This window comes from Kitasatospora sp. NPDC086009 (genome assembly GCF_044540385.1).
In the GTDB taxonomy this organism is placed as follows: Bacteria; Actinomycetota; Actinomycetes; order Streptomycetales; family Streptomycetaceae; genus Kitasatospora.
Window position 1 is genome coordinate 252,758 of the sequence record NZ_JBITSA010000006.1, and the last position, 19,313, is coordinate 272,070.

At 72.8% G+C, this 19,313-nt stretch carries 14 protein-coding genes and 1 riboswitch; of the genes, 6 read left to right on the forward strand and 8 right to left on the reverse strand.

Annotated elements, in window-relative coordinates:
* Positions 1-74 precede the first annotated feature (74 nt).
* A complete protein-coding gene (locus ACIF6L_RS17680) occupies positions 75-1,070 on the reverse strand; it encodes a ribonucleotide-diphosphate reductase subunit beta (RefSeq protein WP_329492241.1) in 996 nt (331 codons plus the stop codon).
* A gap of 35 nt (positions 1,071-1,105) precedes the next feature.
* A complete protein-coding gene (locus ACIF6L_RS17685; protein WP_352293134.1) occupies positions 1,106-3,511 on the reverse strand; it encodes a ribonucleoside-diphosphate reductase subunit alpha in 2,406 nt (801 codons plus the stop codon).
* A 188-nt stretch (positions 3,512-3,699) separates the two neighbouring features.
* Positions 3,700-3,840: riboswitch (cobalamin riboswitch) on the reverse strand.
* 370 nt (positions 3,841-4,210) lie between these two features.
* Between ACIF6L_RS17685 and ACIF6L_RS17690 the strand changes: the two genes are divergently transcribed.
* The 5 genes from ACIF6L_RS17690 to ACIF6L_RS17710 all read left to right on the forward strand — a co-directional run bounded on the left by ACIF6L_RS17690 (position 4,211) and on the right by ACIF6L_RS17710 (position 10,880).
* Positions 4,211-5,494, forward strand: coding sequence for a hypothetical protein (locus ACIF6L_RS17690; RefSeq protein ID WP_396488388.1), 1,284 nt, complete (start codon positions 4,211-4,213; stop codon positions 5,492-5,494).
* Between the two features lie 169 nt (positions 5,495-5,663).
* Positions 5,664-7,127 carry a glycoside hydrolase family 26 protein gene (locus tag ACIF6L_RS17695; RefSeq protein WP_396488390.1) on the forward strand — a complete coding sequence of 488 codons (1,464 nt, stop codon included), beginning with the start codon at positions 5,664-5,666 and terminating at the stop codon, positions 7,125-7,127.
* A 149-nt stretch (positions 7,128-7,276) separates the two neighbouring features.
* The gene (locus ACIF6L_RS17700) at positions 7,277-8,131 is read left to right on the forward strand and encodes a hypothetical protein (RefSeq protein WP_396488392.1); all 855 of its coding nucleotides are present in this window, start codon (positions 7,277-7,279) and stop codon (positions 8,129-8,131) included.
* Positions 8,132-8,202: 71 nt separating this feature from the next.
* Positions 8,203-9,654 carry a glycosyltransferase family 2 protein gene (locus tag ACIF6L_RS17705; RefSeq protein WP_329489538.1) on the forward strand — a complete coding sequence of 484 codons (1,452 nt, stop codon included), beginning with the start codon at positions 8,203-8,205 and terminating at the stop codon, positions 9,652-9,654.
* A 26-nt stretch (positions 9,655-9,680) separates the two neighbouring features.
* Positions 9,681-10,880 carry a glycoside hydrolase family 113 gene (locus ACIF6L_RS17710; RefSeq protein ID WP_359834997.1) on the forward strand — a complete coding sequence of 400 codons (1,200 nt, stop codon included), beginning with the start codon at positions 9,681-9,683 and terminating at the stop codon, positions 10,878-10,880.
* Here the strand turns inward: ACIF6L_RS17710 and ACIF6L_RS17715 are convergent.
* Positions 10,850-13,096, reverse strand: a complete 2,247-nt coding sequence (locus ACIF6L_RS17715) for an acyltransferase family protein (RefSeq protein ID WP_396488395.1) — start codon at positions 13,094-13,096, stop codon at positions 10,850-10,852. The genes ACIF6L_RS17710 and ACIF6L_RS17715 overlap by 31 nt on opposite strands.
* A gap of 182 nt (positions 13,097-13,278) precedes the next feature.
* On the reverse strand, positions 13,279-13,773 hold the full coding sequence (locus ACIF6L_RS17720) for an N-acetyltransferase (RefSeq protein WP_359803220.1): 495 nt from the start codon (positions 13,771-13,773) through the stop codon (positions 13,279-13,281).
* Between the two features lie 442 nt (positions 13,774-14,215).
* On the opposite strand from ACIF6L_RS17720, the gene ACIF6L_RS17725 reads away from it, so the two are divergent.
* Positions 14,216-15,172: a helix-turn-helix domain-containing protein gene (locus tag ACIF6L_RS17725; RefSeq protein ID WP_329489542.1), complete on the forward strand. Its 957-nt coding sequence runs from the start codon at positions 14,216-14,218 to the stop codon at positions 15,170-15,172.
* 46 nt (positions 15,173-15,218) lie between these two features.
* Here ACIF6L_RS17725 and ACIF6L_RS17730 read toward each other — a convergent pair whose 3' ends face one another.
* The 4 genes from ACIF6L_RS17730 to ACIF6L_RS17745 form a co-directional block, all read right to left on the reverse strand.
* Positions 15,219-16,040 carry a histidine phosphatase family protein gene (locus ACIF6L_RS17730; protein ID WP_329489543.1) on the reverse strand — a complete coding sequence of 274 codons (822 nt, stop codon included), beginning with the start codon at positions 16,038-16,040 and terminating at the stop codon, positions 15,219-15,221.
* A 154-nt stretch (positions 16,041-16,194) separates the two neighbouring features.
* Positions 16,195-17,808: a monocarboxylate uptake permease MctP gene (gene mctP / locus ACIF6L_RS17735; protein WP_352293106.1), complete on the reverse strand. Its 1,614-nt coding sequence runs from the start codon at positions 17,806-17,808 to the stop codon at positions 16,195-16,197.
* Positions 17,805-18,062: a DUF3311 domain-containing protein gene (locus ACIF6L_RS17740; protein WP_396488398.1), complete on the reverse strand. Its 258-nt coding sequence runs from the start codon at positions 18,060-18,062 to the stop codon at positions 17,805-17,807. Before ACIF6L_RS17740 ends, mctP begins: the two co-directional genes overlap by 4 nt.
* 319 nt (positions 18,063-18,381) lie before the next feature.
* Entirely contained in the window at positions 18,382-19,173 is a 792-nt protein-coding gene (locus tag ACIF6L_RS17745; protein WP_359803217.1) for a GntR family transcriptional regulator, read from the reverse strand.
* Positions 19,174-19,313 lie beyond the last annotated feature (140 nt).

Consider the following 19,313-nt stretch of genomic DNA (forward strand, 5'->3'; position numbering starts at 1 on the left):
GCCCCGCCCGGTGCGAACACCGGGCGGGGCGGCGGCTGTTGGTCGGCCCCCCGGAGGAGCGGGACCGGGCGGGCCTAGAAGTCGTCGTCGAAGGAGACCGAGCCCTCGACGGCGACCTGGTACGCGGAGACCCGGCGCTCGAAGAAGTTGGTCAGCTCCTGGACGTTCTGCAGCTCCATGAACCCGAAGGGGTTGGTGGAGCCGTAGCGGATCGGCAGGCCGAGGCGGGCGAGCCGCTGGTCGGCCACTGCCTGCAGGTACTCGCGCATGGACTCGGTGTTCATGCCCGGCAGGCCCTCGCCGCAGAGGTCACGGGCGAACTGGAGCTCGGCCTCGACGGCCTCCTCCAGCATCTCGGTGACCTGCTGGGCCATCTTCTCGTCGAAGAGGTCGGGCTCCTCCTCGCGGACGGTGTCCACCACCGACATCGCGAAGTCCATGTGCATGGACTCGTCCCGGAACACCCAGTTGGTGCCGGTGGCGAGGCCGTGCAGCAGGCCGCGGCTGCGGAACCAGTACACGTACGCGAAGGCGCCGTAGAAGAACAGGCCCTCGACGCAGGCCGCGAAGCAGATCAGGTTGAGGAGGAACGCGCGGCGGTCGTCCTTGCTCCGCAGCGAGTCGATGTGGTCGACCGCGTTCATGTACTTGAAGCAGAACTGGGCCTTCTGGTGGATGGAGGGGATGTTCTCCACCGCGGCGAAGGCCGCGTTGCGGTCCTCGGGATCGGGCAGGTAGGTGTCGAGCAGCGTCAGGTAGAACTGGACGTGCACGGCCTCCTCGAACAGCTGCCGGGACAGGTAGAGCCGGGCCTCGGGGGAGTTGATGTGCTTGTAGAGGCTCAGCACCACGTTGTTGGAGACGATCGAGTCACCGGTGGCGAAGAAGGCGACCAGCCGGCCGATCATGTGCCGCTCGCCGTCGCTCAGCTTGGCGAGGTCGGCGACGTCGGAGTGCAGGTCCACCTCCTCGACGGTCCAGGTGTTCTTGATCGCGTCCCGGTAGCGGTCGTAGAACGACGGGTACCGCATCGGCCGCAGGGTCAGCTCGAAGCCGGGGTCGAGCAGCATCTTCTCGCGGTCGGGACGGGCTTCGGGGGTGGTGCTCACTGGCAGGCCTCGCAGGACTCGGGGTTCTCCAGGGAGCAGGCCAGCGCGGCCTCCTCCTCCGGGCTGAGGGTCGGGGACGCCACCGGCACCGGCGCGGCGGCGCGGGCGGTGCCCGAGGCGGCCTGGGCGATCCGGGTGGCGGGCCGCGACCGCAGGTAGTAGGTGGTCTTCAGACCGACCTTCCACGCGTACGCGTACATCGAGCTCAGCTTGCCGATGGTGGGCGCCGCCATGAAGAGGTTCAGCGACTGGCTCTGGTCGATGTACGGCATCCGGGCGGCGGCCAGGTCGATCAGCGCGCGCTGGGGCAGCTCCCAGGCCGTGCGGTACAGCGAACGGACCTCGGCGGGCAGCCAGTTGAGGTCCTGGACGGAGCCGTTGGCGTCGCGCAGCGCGTCCCGGGTCTGCTGGTCCCAGACGCCGAGCTCCTTCAGCTCGCGCACCAGGTACGGGTTGACCTGGAGGAACTCGCCGGAGAGGGTCTCGCGCTTGAACAGGTTGGAGACCTGCGGCTCGATGCACTCGTACACACCGGCGATCGAGGCGATCGTGGCGGTGGGGGCGATGGCGAGCAGCAGCGAGTTGCGCAGACCGGTCTCGGCGATCCGGGCGCGCAGCGCCTCCCAGCGGCCGGCCCAGTGCGGCGCGGCCGAACCGAAGTGGTCGATGTGCAGCTCGCCGCGGGCGGCGCGGGTCTCGCCGTAGGCCTCGTGGCGGCCCAGCTGCTCGGCCAGGTCGGCGGAACGCTCGTACGCGGTGAGCATGATGCGCTCGGCGATGAGGGTGGAGAGGGCCTTCGCCTCGGCGGAGTCGAAGTCCAGGCGGAGCTGGAAGAAGACGTCCTGGAGGCCCATCACGCCGAGGCCGACCGGGCGCCAGCGCGAGTTGGACGCGCCGGCCTCGGGGGTCGGGTAGAAGTTGATGTCCACCACGCGGTCGAGGAAGGTGACGGCGGTGCGGACGGTGGCGTCCAGGCGGTCCCAGTCCATCGCGTTCAGCAGGTCGGCGGCGGTGGCACCGGGGGCGACGTGGGCGCCGAGGTTGACCGAGCCGAGGTTGCAGACGGCGGTCTCGGAGTCGTCCGTGACCTCCAGGATCTCGGTGCAGAGGTTGGAGCTGTGCACCGTGCGGCCCGGCAGCGCGGTCTGGTTGGCGGCGCGGTTGGAGGCGTCCTTGAAGGTCATCCAGCCGTTGCCGGTCTGCGCCAGGGTGCGCATCATCCGGGAGTAGAGGGTCTGCGCCGGGATGGTGCGGACGGCCTTGCCGGCCTGCTCGGCCTTCAGGTACGCCTCGTCGAACTCGGCGCCCCAGAGGTCGACCAGCTCGGGCACGTCGGCGGGGGAGAACAGCGACCAGTCGGCGTTCGCGTTGACGCGGCGCATGAACTCGTCCGGGATCCAGTGCGCCAGGTTGAGGTTGTGGGTGCGGCGCGCCTCCTCACCGGTGTTGTCGCGCAGCTCCAGGAACTCCTCGATGTCCGCGTGCCAGGTCTCCAGGTAGACGCAGGCCGCGCCCTTGCGGCGGCCGCCCTGGTTGACCGCGGCGACCGAGGAGTCGAGGGTGCGCAGGAACGGGACGATGCCGTTGGACTTGCCGTTGGTGCCCCGGATCAGGCTGCCGCGCGAGCGGATCCGCGAGTAGGACAGGCCGATGCCGCCGGCGTGCTTGGAGAGGCGGGCGATCTGGGCATACCGGGAGTAGATCGAGTCCAGGTTGTCCAGCGGCGAGTCCAGCAGGTAGCAGCTCGACATCTGCGGGTGCTTGGTGCCGGAGTTGAAGAGCGTCGGCGAGGAGGTCAGGTACTCCAGCCGGCTCATCAGGCCGTACAGCTCGGAGACCTCGCGCACCGACTGCTCGTTGTCGCCGACCGCCAGACCACAGGCGACGCGGAGCAGGAACTGCTGCGGGGTCTCGACGACCTTGCGGGTGATCGGGTGGCGCAGCAGGTACCGGGACTGCACGGTGCGCAGGCCGAAGTACTCGAAGCGGCCGTCGCCCTCGGGGTCGATCAGCGCGTTCAGGGCGGTGGCGTGCTTGGCGACGAAGTCGGCGGTGGAGTCGCCGATCAGGCCCTCGGCGTGGCCGACCGCGATCGAGTCCGAGAAGGTGACCGAACCCTGGCTCACCGCCTCGTCGACGATCTCCAGCGCGAGCAGTCGCGCGGCGAGCTTCGAGTACTGCGGGTCCTCGGCGATCATCGACGCTGCGGCGTCCACGGCCAGCCCGCGCAGCTCGGCGAAGTCCGAGCCGGCGTGGCGGCCGCGCAGCGCGGCGGCGGCGACATGGCCGGGGTCCACCTGGGGGAGGTCGGCGCTGCGGTCGGTCAGCAGCCGGAGCAGTGCGCCACCGGGGTCGGACACCGTCGGGTCGACGGGGGCGGAGCTGGAACCCTGGGCGGGCAGGGTGACTGAGGCAGCGGTGGTCAAGGCGCTCTCTCCTGGCGGCGATCGGCGTCGGCGGTGGCTCGGGCCGGACCGTTCGGGGCAGGGGAGCACGGCGCGCCGGCCCGGAGGCGGCGCGCGACGGTGGCATCCCCGGCCCGCCCGCGAGGCCCGGAAGTGGTGCTGGTGCGAAAGGCCTCTGCGGGGAGGCCAGGCGGCACGCCGTCGGCAGGTATTCGGACTCGCGGGCTCTGTCGGAGCCGCCCGCACACCGCTGCGGGGCAGTCCCGGACTCGCACCGGGTTCCCCTGCGTCGACAGCAGGGATGAGCATACATCTAGTGGTGTCCGCTCGATGCGACCCCACATGTTGTGCGGCGTCGCGTGTCGACGTGATCGCAGGTGGTACCGGCAAGAGGCCTTTCCCGGGCTGTTCCGGGGCCGTTCCGGGGCTGCGGCCGGCCCCCGGCCGCCCGCCGCGGGGGCCGGCGCCGGGGGCCGCCGCAGGGTCGTTCCAGGGCCTTCGCGGACCGCGGCGCAGGGCGTCGCCGGGACTGCCCGGGGCCCGGCCGGTGTTCGGATTCGGAAACGGATCGGCCACCGGGCAGGCCCGCCGTCAGGGGCATGCCCTACGATCTCGGCTCATGAGGGAGCGGAGCCAGCGGGTCGTCGACACCGACGTGATTCGCGGAGCGGCCGCCGAAGGCAGTGAGGGGGGCGCATGAGCGACGGAACGGGCACGCCCGGGGAGTGGAGCGGCCGACCCGGCTCGCCGGGGCAGCAGCCGCCCCCTCCCGCCGGGCCGGGTGGCGCGCAGAACCAGCAGCCGGGCACGCCCGGACAGCCGCCGCAGGGCCCGCCGCCCGCGCCGTACCCCGGCGCGCCGCAGCCGGTGCCGCCGGCCCCGGGCGGGTTCGGTCCGCCGCCCGCCTCGTACGGGCCGCCGGTGCCCGCGCCGCAGCCGGTCCAGCCGCCGGTGCCGTCCGTGCCGCAGCCGCCGCAGCAGGTCCAGCCGCCCGTGCCGCAGCCGGTCCCGCAGCCGGTCCCGCAGCAGCCGGCGCCGGTGCAGCCGCAGCCCCAGCCCCCGGTGCAGCCGCAGCATGTCCAGCCGCAGCCGCAGCCGCAGCCGCAGCAGCACCAGTGGCAGCCGCAGCCCCAGCAGCCCCAGCACCCGCACCCCCAGCCCCTGCCGCAGCACGCCGAGCCGGACTGGGCCGCCCTCGCGGACCGGAACGAGGCGGAGGCCAAGCGCAAGGGCCGGACGCGGATCATCGGCGGCGTGGTCGCCCTCCTGGTGGTCGGCGGCCTGGTCGCCGGCGGCCTGCTGTTCCTGAACAAGGGCGACGACAAGAAGCCGGTCGCGGATCCCACCGGCGCCGCCACGGCGGCCACCCAGCCGCCGGCGCCCACGGCGTCCGGCAAGGCGTCCCCGACGGCCACCCCGAGCGCCACGCCCGAGGACCCGTCGAAGCCGCTCTGGGAGGCGACCACCGACCCGGCTCCGCAGGACGCGGCGGCGCTCTTCTCGGCGCTCACCGTGACGGTCAACGGCGCCACCTGGAACCGCACCGTGGTTTCGCTCGACTCGCCCTGCTGGGACGGCAACTCCACGGTCGGCGGCCTCGGCAAGGTCCTCGGTGACCAGGGCTGCCGCCAGGTGCTCCGGGCCACCTACGTCTCCGGCGACAGCGCGGTGACGGTCGGCGTCGCGGTCTTCGACCACAAGCAGCAGGCCGAGACCGCGGTGAAGAACTACGTCGGCCACCTCAAGGGCGCCGCGGCCCCCGGCTCGCCGGCGTTCTGCACCACCCCCGGCTGCACCAACACCAAGGGCACCCTGGGCCGGTACGGCTTCTTCACCGTCGAGGGCTCCGCCAAGGGCGGCAACACCGCGGACGCCGCCGCGACCGCGGCCGCCGCGGGCTTCGACGAGCACGTGAAGAACCAGCTCCTCCAGCGCACCAAGGTGGCGGGCGGCGCACCGGCCGCCACCCCGGCGGGCTGACGGTCCGCCCGGTTCGGCCCGGTTCCGGCCGGGCCCGCCCCGGTTCGCGCCCGGCGGGTCCGCTCGCCCCGGCCCCGGGGGATGTGGCAGGCTCACCGCCTGTCAGTCGTACACGTGTTCCGGTTGTGACGGCGCAGGCCGGTGCCGGTGAGCATCCGGAGGAGTGTCCGTGGCCCTGCCCCGCGCGCTGCGTGCCAAACCGGCCGTGCTGGCCGCGGCCGGCGCGCTGCTCGCCGCCGGCGCGGTGGTGCTGGCCGGCCAGGACGGCCGGGCCGACGGCGACCGCCGGGACGCGCCCGCCCGCAGCACGCTCACCCTGGGCGGCGCCGGGCGCACCCTGGCGCCGGAGGTCGGCCGCGAGCTGCTGGCCCGCGACCCGCAGGCCTCGCCCAACGCGCGGGCCGTCCAGCAGCTCCTCGCCGACCTGGAGAGCGCGGCCCGCGCCGGCCGCTCCGGCGGGACGGTGATCGGCCAGCACGTCGAGGCGCACAACGAGCTCTACAACCCCGAGTACGGGGACTACCGGGGGACCAAGCCGGTCGGCTACTACTACAAGAAGGCCGCCGACATCACCGGCCGGCTGCCCGGCTTCGTCGAGACCGACCTCGGCCCCGGCTACGGCCAGAACGGCTGGGGCGTCGGCAACCCGCGCTCCTACTCGGCGGGCCGCTGGCCGGCCTGCGCGGTCGGCTGGCAGTACACCGACGACGCCGTCGACCTGATGACCGCCGTCTGGTCCGGCCACCCGCGCCCGGACGACGGCACCTACGGGGCGTCGGGCACCCAGAAGAACTGCGACGGCACCAGCACCGAGCTGCCCGACAACGGCGGCGGCCCGGCCGGACTGGTCGGGATGTCCTTCCACGAGCCGTACCCGGGCTCGGACGTGAAGTCCTTCGACCGGGTGCTCTGCTCGGCCTCGCCCGGCGCGAAGGACCCGGGCTGGTTCGGCCGGGTCGTCGACAGCGCCGGCGACACCCCCGAGTACCGCGCGCTGCTGACGGACCTCTCCTTCCTGGCGGACCACCTGGAGTACCTGGCGGCCCACGACGTGCCGGTGCTGCTGCGGCCGTACCACGAGATGAACGCGGCCGACTGCGCCCGCGGCTTCTGGTGGTCGGGCCGCAAACCCGCCGACTACCAGGCGCTCTGGCGGATCACCTACCACTACCTGGTGGAGACCAGGGGCCTGCACAACCTGCTGTTCGCCTGGACGCCGGTCTCCTGGGACGGCGCCCCGGGCGTCGATCCGTGGGACTACTACCCGGGTGCGCGGTACGTCGACGTGGTCGGGGTGGACGACTACAGCGGCAGCCCGGCGCACCCGATCGGCACCGGCGAGGTGTGGACCAAGCGCTACTACGACGGCCTGGCCGGCTACGGCAAGCCGCGGATCCTGGCCGAGTCCTTCGCCGTGCCGGTCAACTCCCGCCAGCCGGACACCCTGTGGCGGACCCCGTGGACGATCTGGACGGTCTGGGGGCAGTCGCTGACGGCGGACAACCTGACCCCGGACCAGCCCCGCAACTCCAACGCCGACGTCAAGGCCACCTACGGCAATGGCCTGGCGCTCACCGGCGGCTCCGGCCCGTTCGGCGCGGACGTCGACTGGAGCGGTCTGCACGTCCGGTGAACCGGCCGGCCTCGTCCGTGAGATCGACAACACGTCCGCACCCTGCTGAACCGGGGGAATTCCTGGTCCGTTCGCGCGTGTGGCATCCTGTGGCCCGGAATCGAACGGGTTGAAGCCGGGTGCGCCCGGCAGGGGCGGGGGTACGGGAGATGACACAGGCGCGTCCTGACCGTCCGGCCGGTGGCCTCGCGGTGGCCTGGGGGGCGGTGATGCTCGGCTGGGCGGTCTACAACTGCTTCTGGCAGGTCGGCTTCGCCACCTTCGCCAAGGGCGTCTTCTACTACGGCGGCTCCTCGGTGGGCGCCGAGACCGGCAGCCTCAACTTCGCGGTGCTGTACCTGACCTCCGGCATCCTGCTGCTGCGCGGGCGGGACTGGGCGCGCGGCGTGGTGGTCGGCGTGGCGCTGGTCGAGGGCTACAACCGGGTGCGCAGCCTGACCGGCGCGCTGCTGGACGCCCCGCAGCGCCGGTGGTTCACCGGCACCACCGAGGGCTGGCTGAAGCTGGCGACCTTCGGGCTCGGGGTGGCCGTCACCGCGACGCTGGCGGTGCTGCTGGTCGTCTCGCTGCGCCGGACCGGATCCCGCTGGGCGCCGGCGCCGGGCCCGTGGGCGGCCGCCGGGCAGCCCTCGCCGTTCCAGCCGCTGCCCGCCCAGCAGTCGGGGCAGCAGCCCGGCCAACTGCACTGGTCGCTGCTGCAGACCCTGCCGCAGGACCAGGCTCCCGGCCACCCGCCGACCCAGCCCCAGCAGCCCGCGCAGGCCTGGCCGCAGCCCCAGCAGCCCCAGCAGGTTCCGCAGCCCCAGCAGGTTCCGCAGCCCCAGCAGGCTCCCCAGCCCCAGCAGGCTCCGCACCCCCCGCACGACCGGACGCAGCCCGGCTGGACCCCGCCGCCGGCCGCCGTCCCGCCGCAGCCCCCGCAGCCCCAGCACTCGTGGCCGGCCCCGCCGGTGACGCCCGGGCCGGTTCCGCCGGCCCCGGGGACGCCGCCCTACCCGGGGTAGCGAGCAGGACCCGCCGGCCCGGACCGGCGGGGTGAACGGACAGACGCAACAGACGAGGAACGACTTTCGCCATGACAGCACCAGCACCCGCGCGGACGGTACTCACCACGTCCCGCGAGGCCGCTCGGCTCGCCGACCGGCAGATGTCGTGGAAGCCGCGCATCGTCCCGTTCTACCTCTCGTTCGTGATCATCTTCGGCTTCTCGCTCTGGGCGTACGTGCCCAACCCGACCCCGCTCGGCTGGGCGATCACGATCCTCTGGGGCATGCCGGTCTTCGGCGTGCTGATCGGCTTCCAGGGTGTGCTGATGGTCCGCCGCCGGCTGCGCAAGGCGAACCGGATGACCCCGGCGGTGCCGGTCGACGACGACTACCTGATCGTCCTGGTGCCGACCATCGGCCGGCACGACACCTACCCGGCGCTGGAGCGCTCGGTGCTGTCGTACGTCGACCACCTGCCCGCCTACTTCCCGTGGATGCGGGTGGACATCCTCACCGAGGAGGGCTGCGCGGCCGGCGAGAAGATCGACGAGCTGGCCGCCCGCAACCCGCTGATCCGGGTGGTGACCGTCCCGAAGGCCTACCAGACGCCCAACGGAACCAAGTTCAAGGCCCGCGCCAACCACTACTCGCACGAGCTGCGGATCGAGGAGGGCGAGGCCGAGGACGACGTCTGGGTGCTGCACATGGACGACGACACCGGGGTCGGGCCGGACACCGCCGCCGCGGTGGCCCAGTTCATCAACCGGCAGCGCCGGGCCGGGGACGACGCCAAGCACATGGCCCAGGGGATCCTGACGTACCCCCGGGAGAACGCCGTCTCCACCTTCACCTGGCTCGCCGACGCGATCCGCCCGGCCGACGACATCGCCCGCTTCCGCGCGATGACCGGGACCGGGACGCCGATCGCCGGCGTGCACGGCGAACTGCTGCTGGTGCGCTCCTCGGTGGAGGCCACCATCGGCTGGGACTTCGGCCCCGACACCATCGTCGAGGACGCCCAGATGGCGCTCAACTTCTGCGTGCGCTACCCCGGCCGCAGCGACTGGTTCAACGGCCGCTGCTACGGCGCCTCGCCGGCCGGCCTCAAGGACTTCCTCAAGCAGCGCGAGCGCTGGGCCTGGGGCCTGGTGGCGCTCTGCTTCAACAAGAGCATCCCGCTGCGGTTCCGGCTGTTCATCGGGATGGGCATGGTCAGCTGGGTGCTCGGACCGCTCCAGCACGTCGGCCTGGTGCTGCTGATCGCCTGGTTCACCGGGACGATGAACACCTCGCCGGTGACCCAGTCGGTGGTGCTGATCTGGTCGATCAACTTCGCCTACGTGATCTGGACGTACTGGGAGGGCCTGCGCCTGAACGTGGTGGGCTCGGCCGACCACCGGCGCAAGTGGTGGGAGCCGATGGCGGTGGTGGCGGCCATCCCGCTGTTCTCCCTGCTGGAGGGCTGGGGCGGGATGCGGGGGCTGATCAAGTTCCTGCGCCGCGAGGAGAACAAGTTCGTCGTCATCGCCAAGCCGGCCTGACCGGCGACCAGGGGCTGCTGCCAGATATGAAACGCTTCGTCATCTTCATCCTGCCGACCGTCGTGCTCGGCCTCACCGTGGGCGTGCCGATCGTCTGGGGCGACCACCCGATCAAGTTCGACCACAAGCGCCCGACCGAGGTGCACTGGGCCGGTGCACCGGCCGAGCAGGGCCGGGTCTGGGGCTTCGGCAAGGACGCGCCGCCGGAGGACACCGGGCCCAAGGTGGCCCGGCCGTGGGCGAAGGGCAGCCCGGAGTGGGGCGTCCAGGTGTACTGGCTGGACGACCCGGCCGACCCGGAGAGCTTCGTCCAGGGCAAGGCGGACCGCATCGTCAAGTACGTGGTCGGCCTGAACGCCAACGCGCTCTCGGTGTCCTTCCCGTTCTACACGGTGGGCAGCAAGTCCAACGCGGTCGCCGCCCGGCCGACCACCCCGAGCCCGGACCGGCTGGCGATCCTGCTGGACACCGCGCACCGGGCGGGCCTGCGCACCACCGTCCGGCCGATCCTGGACGAGGAGTCGCTGAAGCCGGCCAACAACGGCTGGCGCGGCAACATCGCCCCCACCGACCGGGACGCCTGGTTCGCCAGCTACTCGGCCTTCCTGGCGCCCTACCTGAAGGCGGCCGAGGAGCACGACGCGACCGAGTTCACCATCGGTACCGAGTTCAACTCGCTGGAGGCCGACCCGCACTGGGCCCCGCTGGTCGAGCAGGCCGGGAAGACCTTCCACGGCGAGGTGGCCTACGACGCCAACTGGGACAACTGGTCCAAGGGCGCCGTCGCGGTGCCGACCGGGCGCACCGGCGTCGATGCCTACTTCCCGGCCAAGTCGGCCGGGGACGACGCCACCCCGGCCGACCTGGCGGCCAGCTGGAACAGCTGGCTGGACAAGCGAGGCAAGGGCCCGCAGCCGACCACCAAGCTGACCGAGGTGGGTATCCCGGCCCAGAAGGGCGCCTACAAGACGCCCGGTGACTTCTACACCAAGCGCGAGCTCAACGAGCCCGTGCAGGCCACCTGGTTCACCGCGGTCTGCCAGGTGGCGCAGGAGCGGAAGCTGGCCGGACTGTACTTCTGGTCGCTCTACTTCGGCATCGACCCGACCCTGCCCACCAACCAGGACACCCCGCGGATGGACTTCGCCGGGCGCCCCGCCTCCGAGCAGGCGATCCGCGACTGCTTCGCGCAGACCTACGCCGTCCCGGAGGGCGCGGCCGGCTGACCGGCCGGCGGGGTCGCCGCCCGGCTCGGGCCGGTGGTGGGCTTGCGGGACGGCGTGGTGGTGGGCTTGCGGGACGGGGTCGTCGAGTGGCTCGGGGACGGCTGCTCGGTCGGGGTGGCCTGTTCGGTGGCCGGCGGGGCGGTCGGCGTCGCCGGGGCGGTCGGCGTCGGCTGGGGAGCCGGCGCGTCCGGCGGCCGGACCCCGGCCAGCGCGTCCGCGATCTGCTGCTCCAGCCACGGCGTCACCAGCCGCATGCCGGCCGACGTGAGGTGCACGCCGTCGGTGGCGGGGGAGACCAGGTGGCCGTCCCGGTCCTTCCAGAGGCAGTTGCCGCCGGGGCAGTAGAAGGCGTTCAGGTCGAGCAGCTGGACGGTGCCGCCGGAGGCCTTCACGAAGTCGCCGACCTGCTGGTTGTAGCAGGTGCCCCAGGCCTTGCTGATCGCGCCGTTCTGCACCCGCTCGTTCATCAGCAGCACCCGGGCGCCGTGCGCGCGCTCGCGGACCAGGTCCGTCGCCTGGGTGAGCTGGGCGGTGTACCGGGTGCGGTAGTCCTCGTCGCAGGGGTTGAGCCAGCTGCCGTCCAGGTACTGCTCGGCGGCGTCCCAGCCGAGGTGCAGGACGACCGCCTGCGCCTGGACGCCGTCCAGGCTCTTCGCCCAGAGCGCGGTGCGGTCGCGGCAGTCGTCCGTGGTGTCGAACTCCACCCGGGAGGTGCCGCGGACCTTCTCGGAGCCGAACACGCCGCAGCCGCTGATGCCGCCGTCGACCACCCGGAAGCGGTCGCCGTGCCGGTACAGGCCGGTGGCCAGGTCCTCGGAGAAGGAGTCGCCGAGGGCGAGTACCAGCGGCTTGTCGGCGGGGCCGCCGCGCATGTCGTGCTCGACCCAGGCGGGCAGGTACCAGGCGCCGGCGGTGGCCGTCAGCGCGGCGGCGGCCAGCAGCGGGATGGTCGGCAGCGGCCGCCAGCGCAGCACCCGCAGCCGCTCGGTGCCGGTGTGCAGCAGCCATGCCAGCACCCAGGAGACGGGCGCGCCGATGGCCAGCAGCAGCGCCGGCGAGATGTCGTCGACGAACCGCTGGAGCAGCCAGTAGACCGGCAGGTGCAGCAGGTAGAGGCTGTAGGAGATGGTGCCGGTGAGCCGCAGCGGGGGCAGTGCGAGGAGCCGGACCAGCGGACCGCGGTCGTGGCAGAGCGAGGCGGCGAGGACGGCCGAGAGCACCGCGACGCCGGCCAGCCCGCCCCGGTACAGCCAGGGCTCGTGGTAGTTGTCCACGCTGAGGCTGGCCCAGACCAGGCCGCCCAGGGCGAGGGTGCCGACCACGGTGGGCAGCACCGTGCTCCCGGCCCCCGGACGGCCGGGCGAACGCCGCTGGGCCCGCGAGCCCGTCTCCGGACCCTCCTGGACCGTGCGGCGCAGCCGCAGGTAGACCACGAAGGCGGCGGCGGCGCCGGCCGCGAAACCGACCGCGCGGGACTCGGTGCCCAGGTAGAGCCGGTCGCTGTTGGAGCCGTTCCACATCAGCGGGGCGACGGCGGCGGCGCCGGCGAACAGCACACCGGTCACGATGCCCGCGGCCTTGAGCGAGCGGCGGCAGACGGCGTAGATCAGCAGCAGCAGCAGCGGCCAGACCACGTAGAACTGCTCGGTGATGCTGAGCGACCACATCGCGGCCAGCGGGTCGATGCCGGCGAAGTGCTGCCAGTAGGCGTCACCGCGCTCCAACTGCGCCCAGTTGGCGACCTGGGCCAGCGCGGCCAGCGCCTGCGGGCGCAGCTCCTTCACGTCCTTGAGCGGGCTGAGCAGGGCCGAGAGGAGGACCACCAGGAGCACGGTGACCAGCAGGCCGGGCAGCAGCCGCTTGGCCCGGCGGCGGTAGAAGACGCCGAGGGCGATGCCGTCGGTGCGGTCCAGCTCCCGGATCAGGACCAGGGTGACCAGGAAGCCGGAGAGGACGAAGAAGGCGTCCACACCGAACAGGCCGTTCTGGAACCAGTTGGTGTGGTAGAGCAGCACGGAGGCGATGGCGAGGCCGCGCAGGCCGTCCACCGCCTTGAAGCGCACCGACGGCGGCACCGGCCGCCGGGGGGCGGGCGGCTCCGCGGGGATCGCGTACCGGCTGCCGCGCGGCGCGGGGATCCCGCGCGCCTCGCGCATGTCCTGCAGGGTGGGTCCGCTCGCCGCGGAGGGCGCGCCGATGCCGGGCCCGTCGTACATGAGGTGCTGCTCCTCTGATCGATGGGCTACCACGACGTGTCTCGATCAGAGGTTTATATCAAAAGAGCGGCCTGATCGTTCGTCGGCCGCCGGGGCAGCCGGCCGATCCGGTCCCCGGCCCGCCGCTCCGCCGCCCCCTGCCCGGCGGGCCGGCCCGCGGCCGGGCCGCCCCCGGTGGGCCGTCAGAAGGCCATGCTGTAGACCATCAGGTCCATCCCCGGGTACGGCGCCCAGTCGCGTTCCGGGGTCCGGCGGAAGCCGATCCGCTCGTAGATGCGGTGGGCGGCCGTCATGTCGGGGCGGGTGGAGAAGGCCATCCCGGCCAGGCCGAGTTCGCGGCTGCGGGTCAGGGCGGCCCGCACCAGGCTCTCGCCGACGCCCCGGCCGCGGGCGGCCGACGCGGTGGCGAGCATCCGGATCTCGCCCTCGTCCGGGGTGGCGATGTCGGCCCACTCGGTGCCGCCCACGGCGAAGGTCACGCAGCCGAGCACCCGTCCTTCGGCCGCGTCGACCGCGACGAGGAGCTCGGCCTCCCGGGACCGGCGGGCGGTGTCGCGCAGGAGGTCGACGTACTGGCTCTCGGGCGAGGTGTAACCGTCGCCGACGAAGGCCTCGACGGTGACGTGGCCGGCTGCTTCGAGGTCCGCTTCGCGGGCCGGGCGGATGACGATGTCCATCCGGTCAGTGTGCCGGAGCCGCGGCCGGCGGCGGGCGCCGGGGCGGCTGCCCGCGGACCGGTGGCAGCGGCCGCCGCGGGGCCGGCGACGGCGGGGGTGGTGGTGGCGGCCGGGTCGGCGTCGGGGCGCAGCGAGGCGGCCGGCATGGTGCCGTAGAGCCGGTCGGGCAGCGCCGGGTCGACGGGGTACCCGCCGGGCCGGTGCCAGTTGTCGCGGCCGGTGGCGGCGGCGCGGGCCACGTCGCGCCCGATCAGGGTGCCGAGCAGTCCGAAACCGCCGACGGTCCCGACCAGGGCGAGTGCGCTTGCGAGCGTGTCGGAGTCCATGGCTCCACTCTCGCGGCGCGGCAGGCCGGCCACGAGTGGCAGGAATGCCCGATCCCATCGAAATCCTGCCACCGGGCCCTTCCCCGCGGGCTCCCCGGGGAGGCATCCTGGGCGGCATGCTGAAGAACGTGGTCGCGGTGGTGCTGGAGGAGCTCCACCCCTTCGAACTCGGGGTGGCCTGCGAGGTCTTCGGCCTGGACCGCAGCGCGGACGGCCTGCCCCGGTACGACTTCGCCGTCGCCGGTGCCCGCCCCGGGCCGCACCGCACCCACGCCGGCTTCTCGGTGGACGTCCCGTACGGCCCCGAACGGCTCGCCGGGGCCGACCTCGTCGTGGTGACCGCCACCGGGGTGCGCCCGCACTACCCGGAGCCGCTGGTGGACGCCGTGCGCGCGGCGGTGGAGGGCGGTGCCAGGGTGCTCTCGATCTGCAGCGGCGCCTTCGTGCTCGGCGCCGCGGGGCTGCTGGACGGCCGCCGCTCGACCACGCACTGGCGGCACACCGCGGAGCTGGCCGCCCGGTTTCCGCGGACCACCGTCGAGCCGGACGTGCTCTACGTGGACGACGACCCGGTGATCACCTCGGCCGGCACGGCGGCGGGCATCGACGCCTGCCTGCACCTGGTCCGCCGGTTCCAGGGCGCCGAGGTGGCCCGGGGGATCGCCCGCCGGATGGTGGTGGCCCCGCACCGGGAGGGCGGCCAGGCCCAGTTCGTCGCCCGGCCGCTGCCCGAGGGGGACGGCGAGTCCCTCGCGCCGCTGCTCGACTGGATGCGCCACCACCTGGACGAGGAGTCCACCGTCGAGCAGTTGGCGGCCCGGGTGCACCTGTCGCCGCGCACCTTCGCCCGCCGCTTCCAGCAGGAGACCGGCACCACCCCGCACCGCTGGCTCACCGGGCAGCGGCTGCTGCTCGCCCAGCGGCTGCTGGAGAGCACCGCCGAGCCGGTCGACGCGATCGCCGCGCGCTGCGGCTTCGGCAACGCCGCCACCCTGCGGCACCACTTCGGCCGCCGGCTCGGCACGACTCCGCTGGCGTACCGCCGCTGCTTCGCCGAACCGGCGGCCGGCTGACGGCGGCCCGCCCGGGCCTGCCGCCGTCGGCCGACGGCCCGCGGCCTCAGCCGAGCGTCAGGTGCCCGGTGTCGTTCCAGTGCGCCGGGCGCAGCCGCCCGGCCTCGGCCCGCCACAGGCTGGTGGAGCAGTTGCGGACCGTGTCCAGGGCCGTCAACTGCGCCTCGGTGAGCCGGTCCAGCGCGTAGCGGAGCATCAGCACCGTACAGTCGTGCGCGACCAGCAGGACCGGTCGCCCGGCCTCCTCCGCGCAGATGTCACGCAGCACGCTGCGCACCCGCAGGGCCACGTCCGCCCAGGACTCCCCGCCGGGCGGGCGGTAGTAGAGCTCGCCCATCTTGCGGCGTCTCGCGGCCTCGTCCGGGTGCCTGGCCTCGATCGCGGCCTTGGGCAGCATCTCCAGGATGCCCAGCTCCCGGTCGCGCAGCCGCTCGTCGTAGCGAACGGCGAGCGAGACCGGTACCGCGCCCAGCCCGGCGGCCTGGGCCAGCGCGATCCGGGCGGTCTCGGTGGTGCGCTCGTAGGGGGAGCACCAGACGCTGCGCGGGCGGTCGGCGCTGGGCAGGCCGGCCCACCAGCGGCCGAGCGCCTGGGCCTGCTGCCGGCCCTGGAGCGACAGCGGGATGTCCGCGTCGCGGCAGCTGATCGGCACGCTCAGCGCGCCGGCCGCCTCGGCGAGCTGGAACTCGACGTTGGCGGTGGACTCGCCGTGCCGGGTGGCGATCAGCACGGACGGCAGCGGGCCGGGGGCCGTCACCGGCGCGGTGTGCGGGGCGGGCGCCGCCGGGTAGGGCGCCGCGGTGACCTGCGGGCCGGGCCGGTGGGTGGACTGGTGCTGACCGTTGAGTGTGGTGCCGAGCTCTGCCATCGCCGCTGCTCCCCGTGGGTCGATCGGGTGCCGGCCGGATGCCGGTCCGGTCTGGTGGTGCCCTGCATGTGCGGCCGTTCATACATATGATCGCGCCGCCTCCTCCAGTGTTCACGGAGGAGGCGGCGCGGTCACAGGGCGCGCGCGGAGCGAATCAGTGCGCCGCCACGGGCTCCGGCGCGTTCTTCAGCTCTTCGTCGCCGGATTCGGCGCTGTAGTCGCCCGGCCGGGTCTCGTCCGGCCCGTCCGGCGCCTTGACCGCCCGGAGCACCAGGGTGAGCACCACCGAGACGACCAGGTTGAGCACGAAGGCGGTGAGGCCGATGTAGCCGAGCTCGCCGATGCCGGGGATCTCGGCGGCGTTCCCGCCGAAGTGCTTGGTGGCGGGGCTGGCGATGTCGTACGCCTCCCAGGTGCCGTAGATCATGCCGACCGCCCAGCCGGCGAACAGCGCCCAGTGGTGGAACCACCGGGTGAACAGGCCGCCGACGATCGAGACGAAGGTCTGCAGGATCCACAGCCCGCCGAGCAGCTGCAGGTTGATCGCCGCCTGCTTGTCCATGCTGAGCACGAAGACCAGCGCGCCGACCTTGACCAGCAGCGAGGCCAGCTTGGCGACCCTGGTCTCGTCGGCGGGGGTGGCGGCCGGCTTCAGGAACTCCTTGTAGACGTTGCGGGTGAAGAGGTTGGCCGCCGCGATCGACATGATGGCGGCCGGCACCAGCGCGCCGATCCCGATCGCCGCGAAGGCCACGCCGGTGAACCAGTCCGGGAACATGTTCTCGAACAGCTGCGGCACCGAGAGCTGGGCGTTGAACTTCTTGTCGCCCTTGCCGATGCCGGCCGCGATCGCCATGAAGCCGAGCAGCGCCAGCAGGCCCAGCATCAGCGAGTAGGCGGGCATGATCGCCATGTTGCGGCGGACGGTGTTGCGGGACTTCGAGGCCAGCACGCCGGTCACCGAGTGCGGGTACATGAAGAGCGCCATCGCCGAGCCGATCGCCAGCGTGGCGTACGTCCACTGCTTGTTCTCGGGCACGGTGAGCGAGCCGGCCGACTTGGGAGCGCTGAACTTCTCGCCGACGGCGTCGAAGATGTGCCCGTAGCCGCCGAGCCGCAGCGGGATGTAGATCACCGCGACGATGATCACGATGTAGATCAGGGCGTCCTTGACGAAGGCGATCAGCGCCGGCGCCCGCAGCCCGGAGGAGTAGGTGTAGGCGGCCAGCACGCCGAAGGCGATGAAGAGCGGCAGGTCCTTGACGAACCAGTTGGCGTTCTCCCCGCCGCCGACGCCCAGCACGTCGAGCACCGCCTGGATGCCGACCAGCTGGAGCGCGATGTAGGGCATCGTGGCCAGGATGCCGGTCAGCGCCACGACCAGGGCGAGCGGCTTGGACCCGTACCGCCCGCGGACGAAGTCGGCCGGGGTGACGTAGCCGTGCACCCGGGAGACCGACCAGAGCCGGGGCAGGAAGAGGAAGACCAGCGGGTACGCGATGATCGTGTACGGCACCGCGAAGAAGCCGGCCGCGCCGGTCGCGTAGACCGCCGCCGGGACGGCGACGAAGGTGTAGGCGGTGTAGAGGTCGCCGCCGAGCAGGAACCACGTCACCCAGGTCCCGAAGCTGCGGCCGCCCAGGCCCCACTCGTCCAGGTGCAGGGCGTCGTCGGCCCGGCGCCAGCGCGAGGCCATGAAGCCCATCACGGTGACCAGCACGAAGAAGAGGACGAAGACGGTCAGGGCCGGTACGTTGACACCGGTCATCGCGCGTCACCCGCCTTGCGGGCCTTCTCGTCCCGGTTGATCAGCAGGTACGCGGCCACCGTGAAGACGGCCGAGACCGGCACCCAGAGCAGTTGGTACCAGTAGAAGAAGGGCACCCCGCCCGCCTCGGGGTCGGTCTTGTCGTACGAGGACACCCAGAGCATCGCGACGATCGGCACGAGCAGGGCGAGCCCGGCCAGGACCCGTTCCGGGGTCACCGCCGGCACGGCCGCCGGCCCCGGTGGCTCGGGCATGACAGGTTCGGTGGCAGCAGGATCTGACGACATGGTTCGGCTCCGCTCCAGAGGGCTCACCCCGACGGCGCCGCAGCCCCGGAGCACCGCACAGCCCCCCGGAACCCGCCGAGCAGCACCACTGGTGATCGACAGTCAATACGGCTGCGAAATCTAGAGCATGGCGTGATCTGTGTCACCGGGAACGACAGAACTTCCCGCATTCCGGACGCTCCGCGCGCCGGGGCAGGCCGCCGCGCGCCGGGCCCGTACACGAAGGCACCGGCGTACGCCGTGCGTACGCCGGTGCCGGGAGAGCGGTGGGGGAGCGGCCGGAAGCCTACTCGGGGCGCTTGAGCCGGGTGATGAACTTGTACCGGTCGCCGCGGTAGATGGACCGCACCCACTCGACCGGGGCGCCGTCCGCGTCGAAGGAGTGCCGGGCGAGCTGGAGCATCGGCAGCCCGAGGTCGGAGCCGAGCAGCCCGGCCTCGCGCGGGGTGGCCAGGGTGGTCTCGATGGTCTCCTCGGCCTCGGCCACCGTGACGCCGTACACCTCGCGCAGGGCGGTGTACAGCGAGTTGTGCTTGGCCAGGTTGCGGCGCAGGGCCGGGAAGCGCTTCGCGGAGAGGTGGGCGACCTCGATGGCCATCGGGTCGCCGTTGGCCAGCCGCAGGCGCTCGATCCGCAGCACCCGCCCGCCGGGCTTGATGTCCAGCAGCGGGGCCAGCCGGTCGTCGGCGGTGATGTAGCCGATCTCGATCAGCCGGGAGGTGGGCTCCAGGCCCTGGGCGCGCATGTCCTCGGTGTAGGAGGTGAGCTGGAGCGCCTGGGCGACCTTGGGCTTGGCGACGAAGGTGCCCTTGCCCTGGATGCGCTCCAGCCGCCCCTCGACCACCAGCTCCTGGAGCGCCTGGCGGACGGTGGTGCGCGAGGTGTCGAACTGGGCGGCGAGTGCCCGTTCGGGCGGTACCGGGGTACCGGCCGGCTGGGTCTCGGTGAGCTGCAGCAGATGCCGCTTGAGGCCGTAGTACTTGGGCACCCGCGCGGTGGCGTCCGCGCCGGTCTGCGCGGGGAGGTTCTTCACCTGGGGGTCGTTGACCTGGGCCGTGCTGCCCCCGTCGCTGCTCATCGGACCTGTCTCCCGCTTCTCGCGGGGTCTTTGGGCGCCCCGCCGCATCGTTAACAACTCACATCGTTGCATGTATGGCTACGGAACGAATACCTCATCACGCGATGAACGATGTGCGGTGTCGGCTTGATAACGGGTGG

Bases quoted from the DNA above. Each gene is read 5' to 3' on its own strand.
- ACIF6L_RS17730 (WP_329489543.1), bottom strand. From the start codon at position 16,040: ATGGCAGAGCTCGGCACCACACTCAACGGTCAGCACCAGTCCACCCAC.
- ACIF6L_RS17710 (WP_359834997.1), top strand. From the start codon at position 9,681: ATGAAACGCTTCGTCATCTTCATCCTGCCGACCGTCGTGCTCGGCCTC.
- ACIF6L_RS17690 (WP_396488388.1), top strand. From the start codon at position 4,211: ATGAGCGACGGAACGGGCACGCCCGGGGAGTGGAGCGGCCGACCCGGC.
- ACIF6L_RS17720 (WP_359803220.1), bottom strand. From the start codon at position 13,773: ATGGACATCGTCATCCGCCCGGCCCGCGAAGCGGACCTCGAAGCAGCC.
- ACIF6L_RS17725 (WP_329489542.1), top strand. From the start codon at position 14,216: ATGCTGAAGAACGTGGTCGCGGTGGTGCTGGAGGAGCTCCACCCCTTC.
- mctP (WP_352293106.1), bottom strand. From the start codon at position 17,808: ATGACCGGTGTCAACGTACCGGCCCTGACCGTCTTCGTCCTCTTCTTC.
- ACIF6L_RS17705 (WP_329489538.1), top strand. From the start codon at position 8,203: ATGACAGCACCAGCACCCGCGCGGACGGTACTCACCACGTCCCGCGAG.
- ACIF6L_RS17745 (WP_359803217.1), bottom strand. From the start codon at position 19,173: ATGAGCAGCGACGGGGGCAGCACGGCCCAGGTCAACGACCCCCAGGTG.
- ACIF6L_RS17700 (WP_396488392.1), top strand. From the start codon at position 7,277: ATGACACAGGCGCGTCCTGACCGTCCGGCCGGTGGCCTCGCGGTGGCC.
- ACIF6L_RS17740 (WP_396488398.1), bottom strand. From the start codon at position 18,062: ATGCCCGAGCCACCGGGGCCGGCGGCCGTGCCGGCGGTGACCCCGGAA.
- ACIF6L_RS17715 (WP_396488395.1), bottom strand. From the start codon at position 13,096: ATGTACGACGGGCCCGGCATCGGCGCGCCCTCCGCGGCGAGCGGACCC.
- ACIF6L_RS17680 (WP_329492241.1), bottom strand. From the start codon at position 1,070: ATGCTGCTCGACCCCGGCTTCGAGCTGACCCTGCGGCCGATGCGGTAC.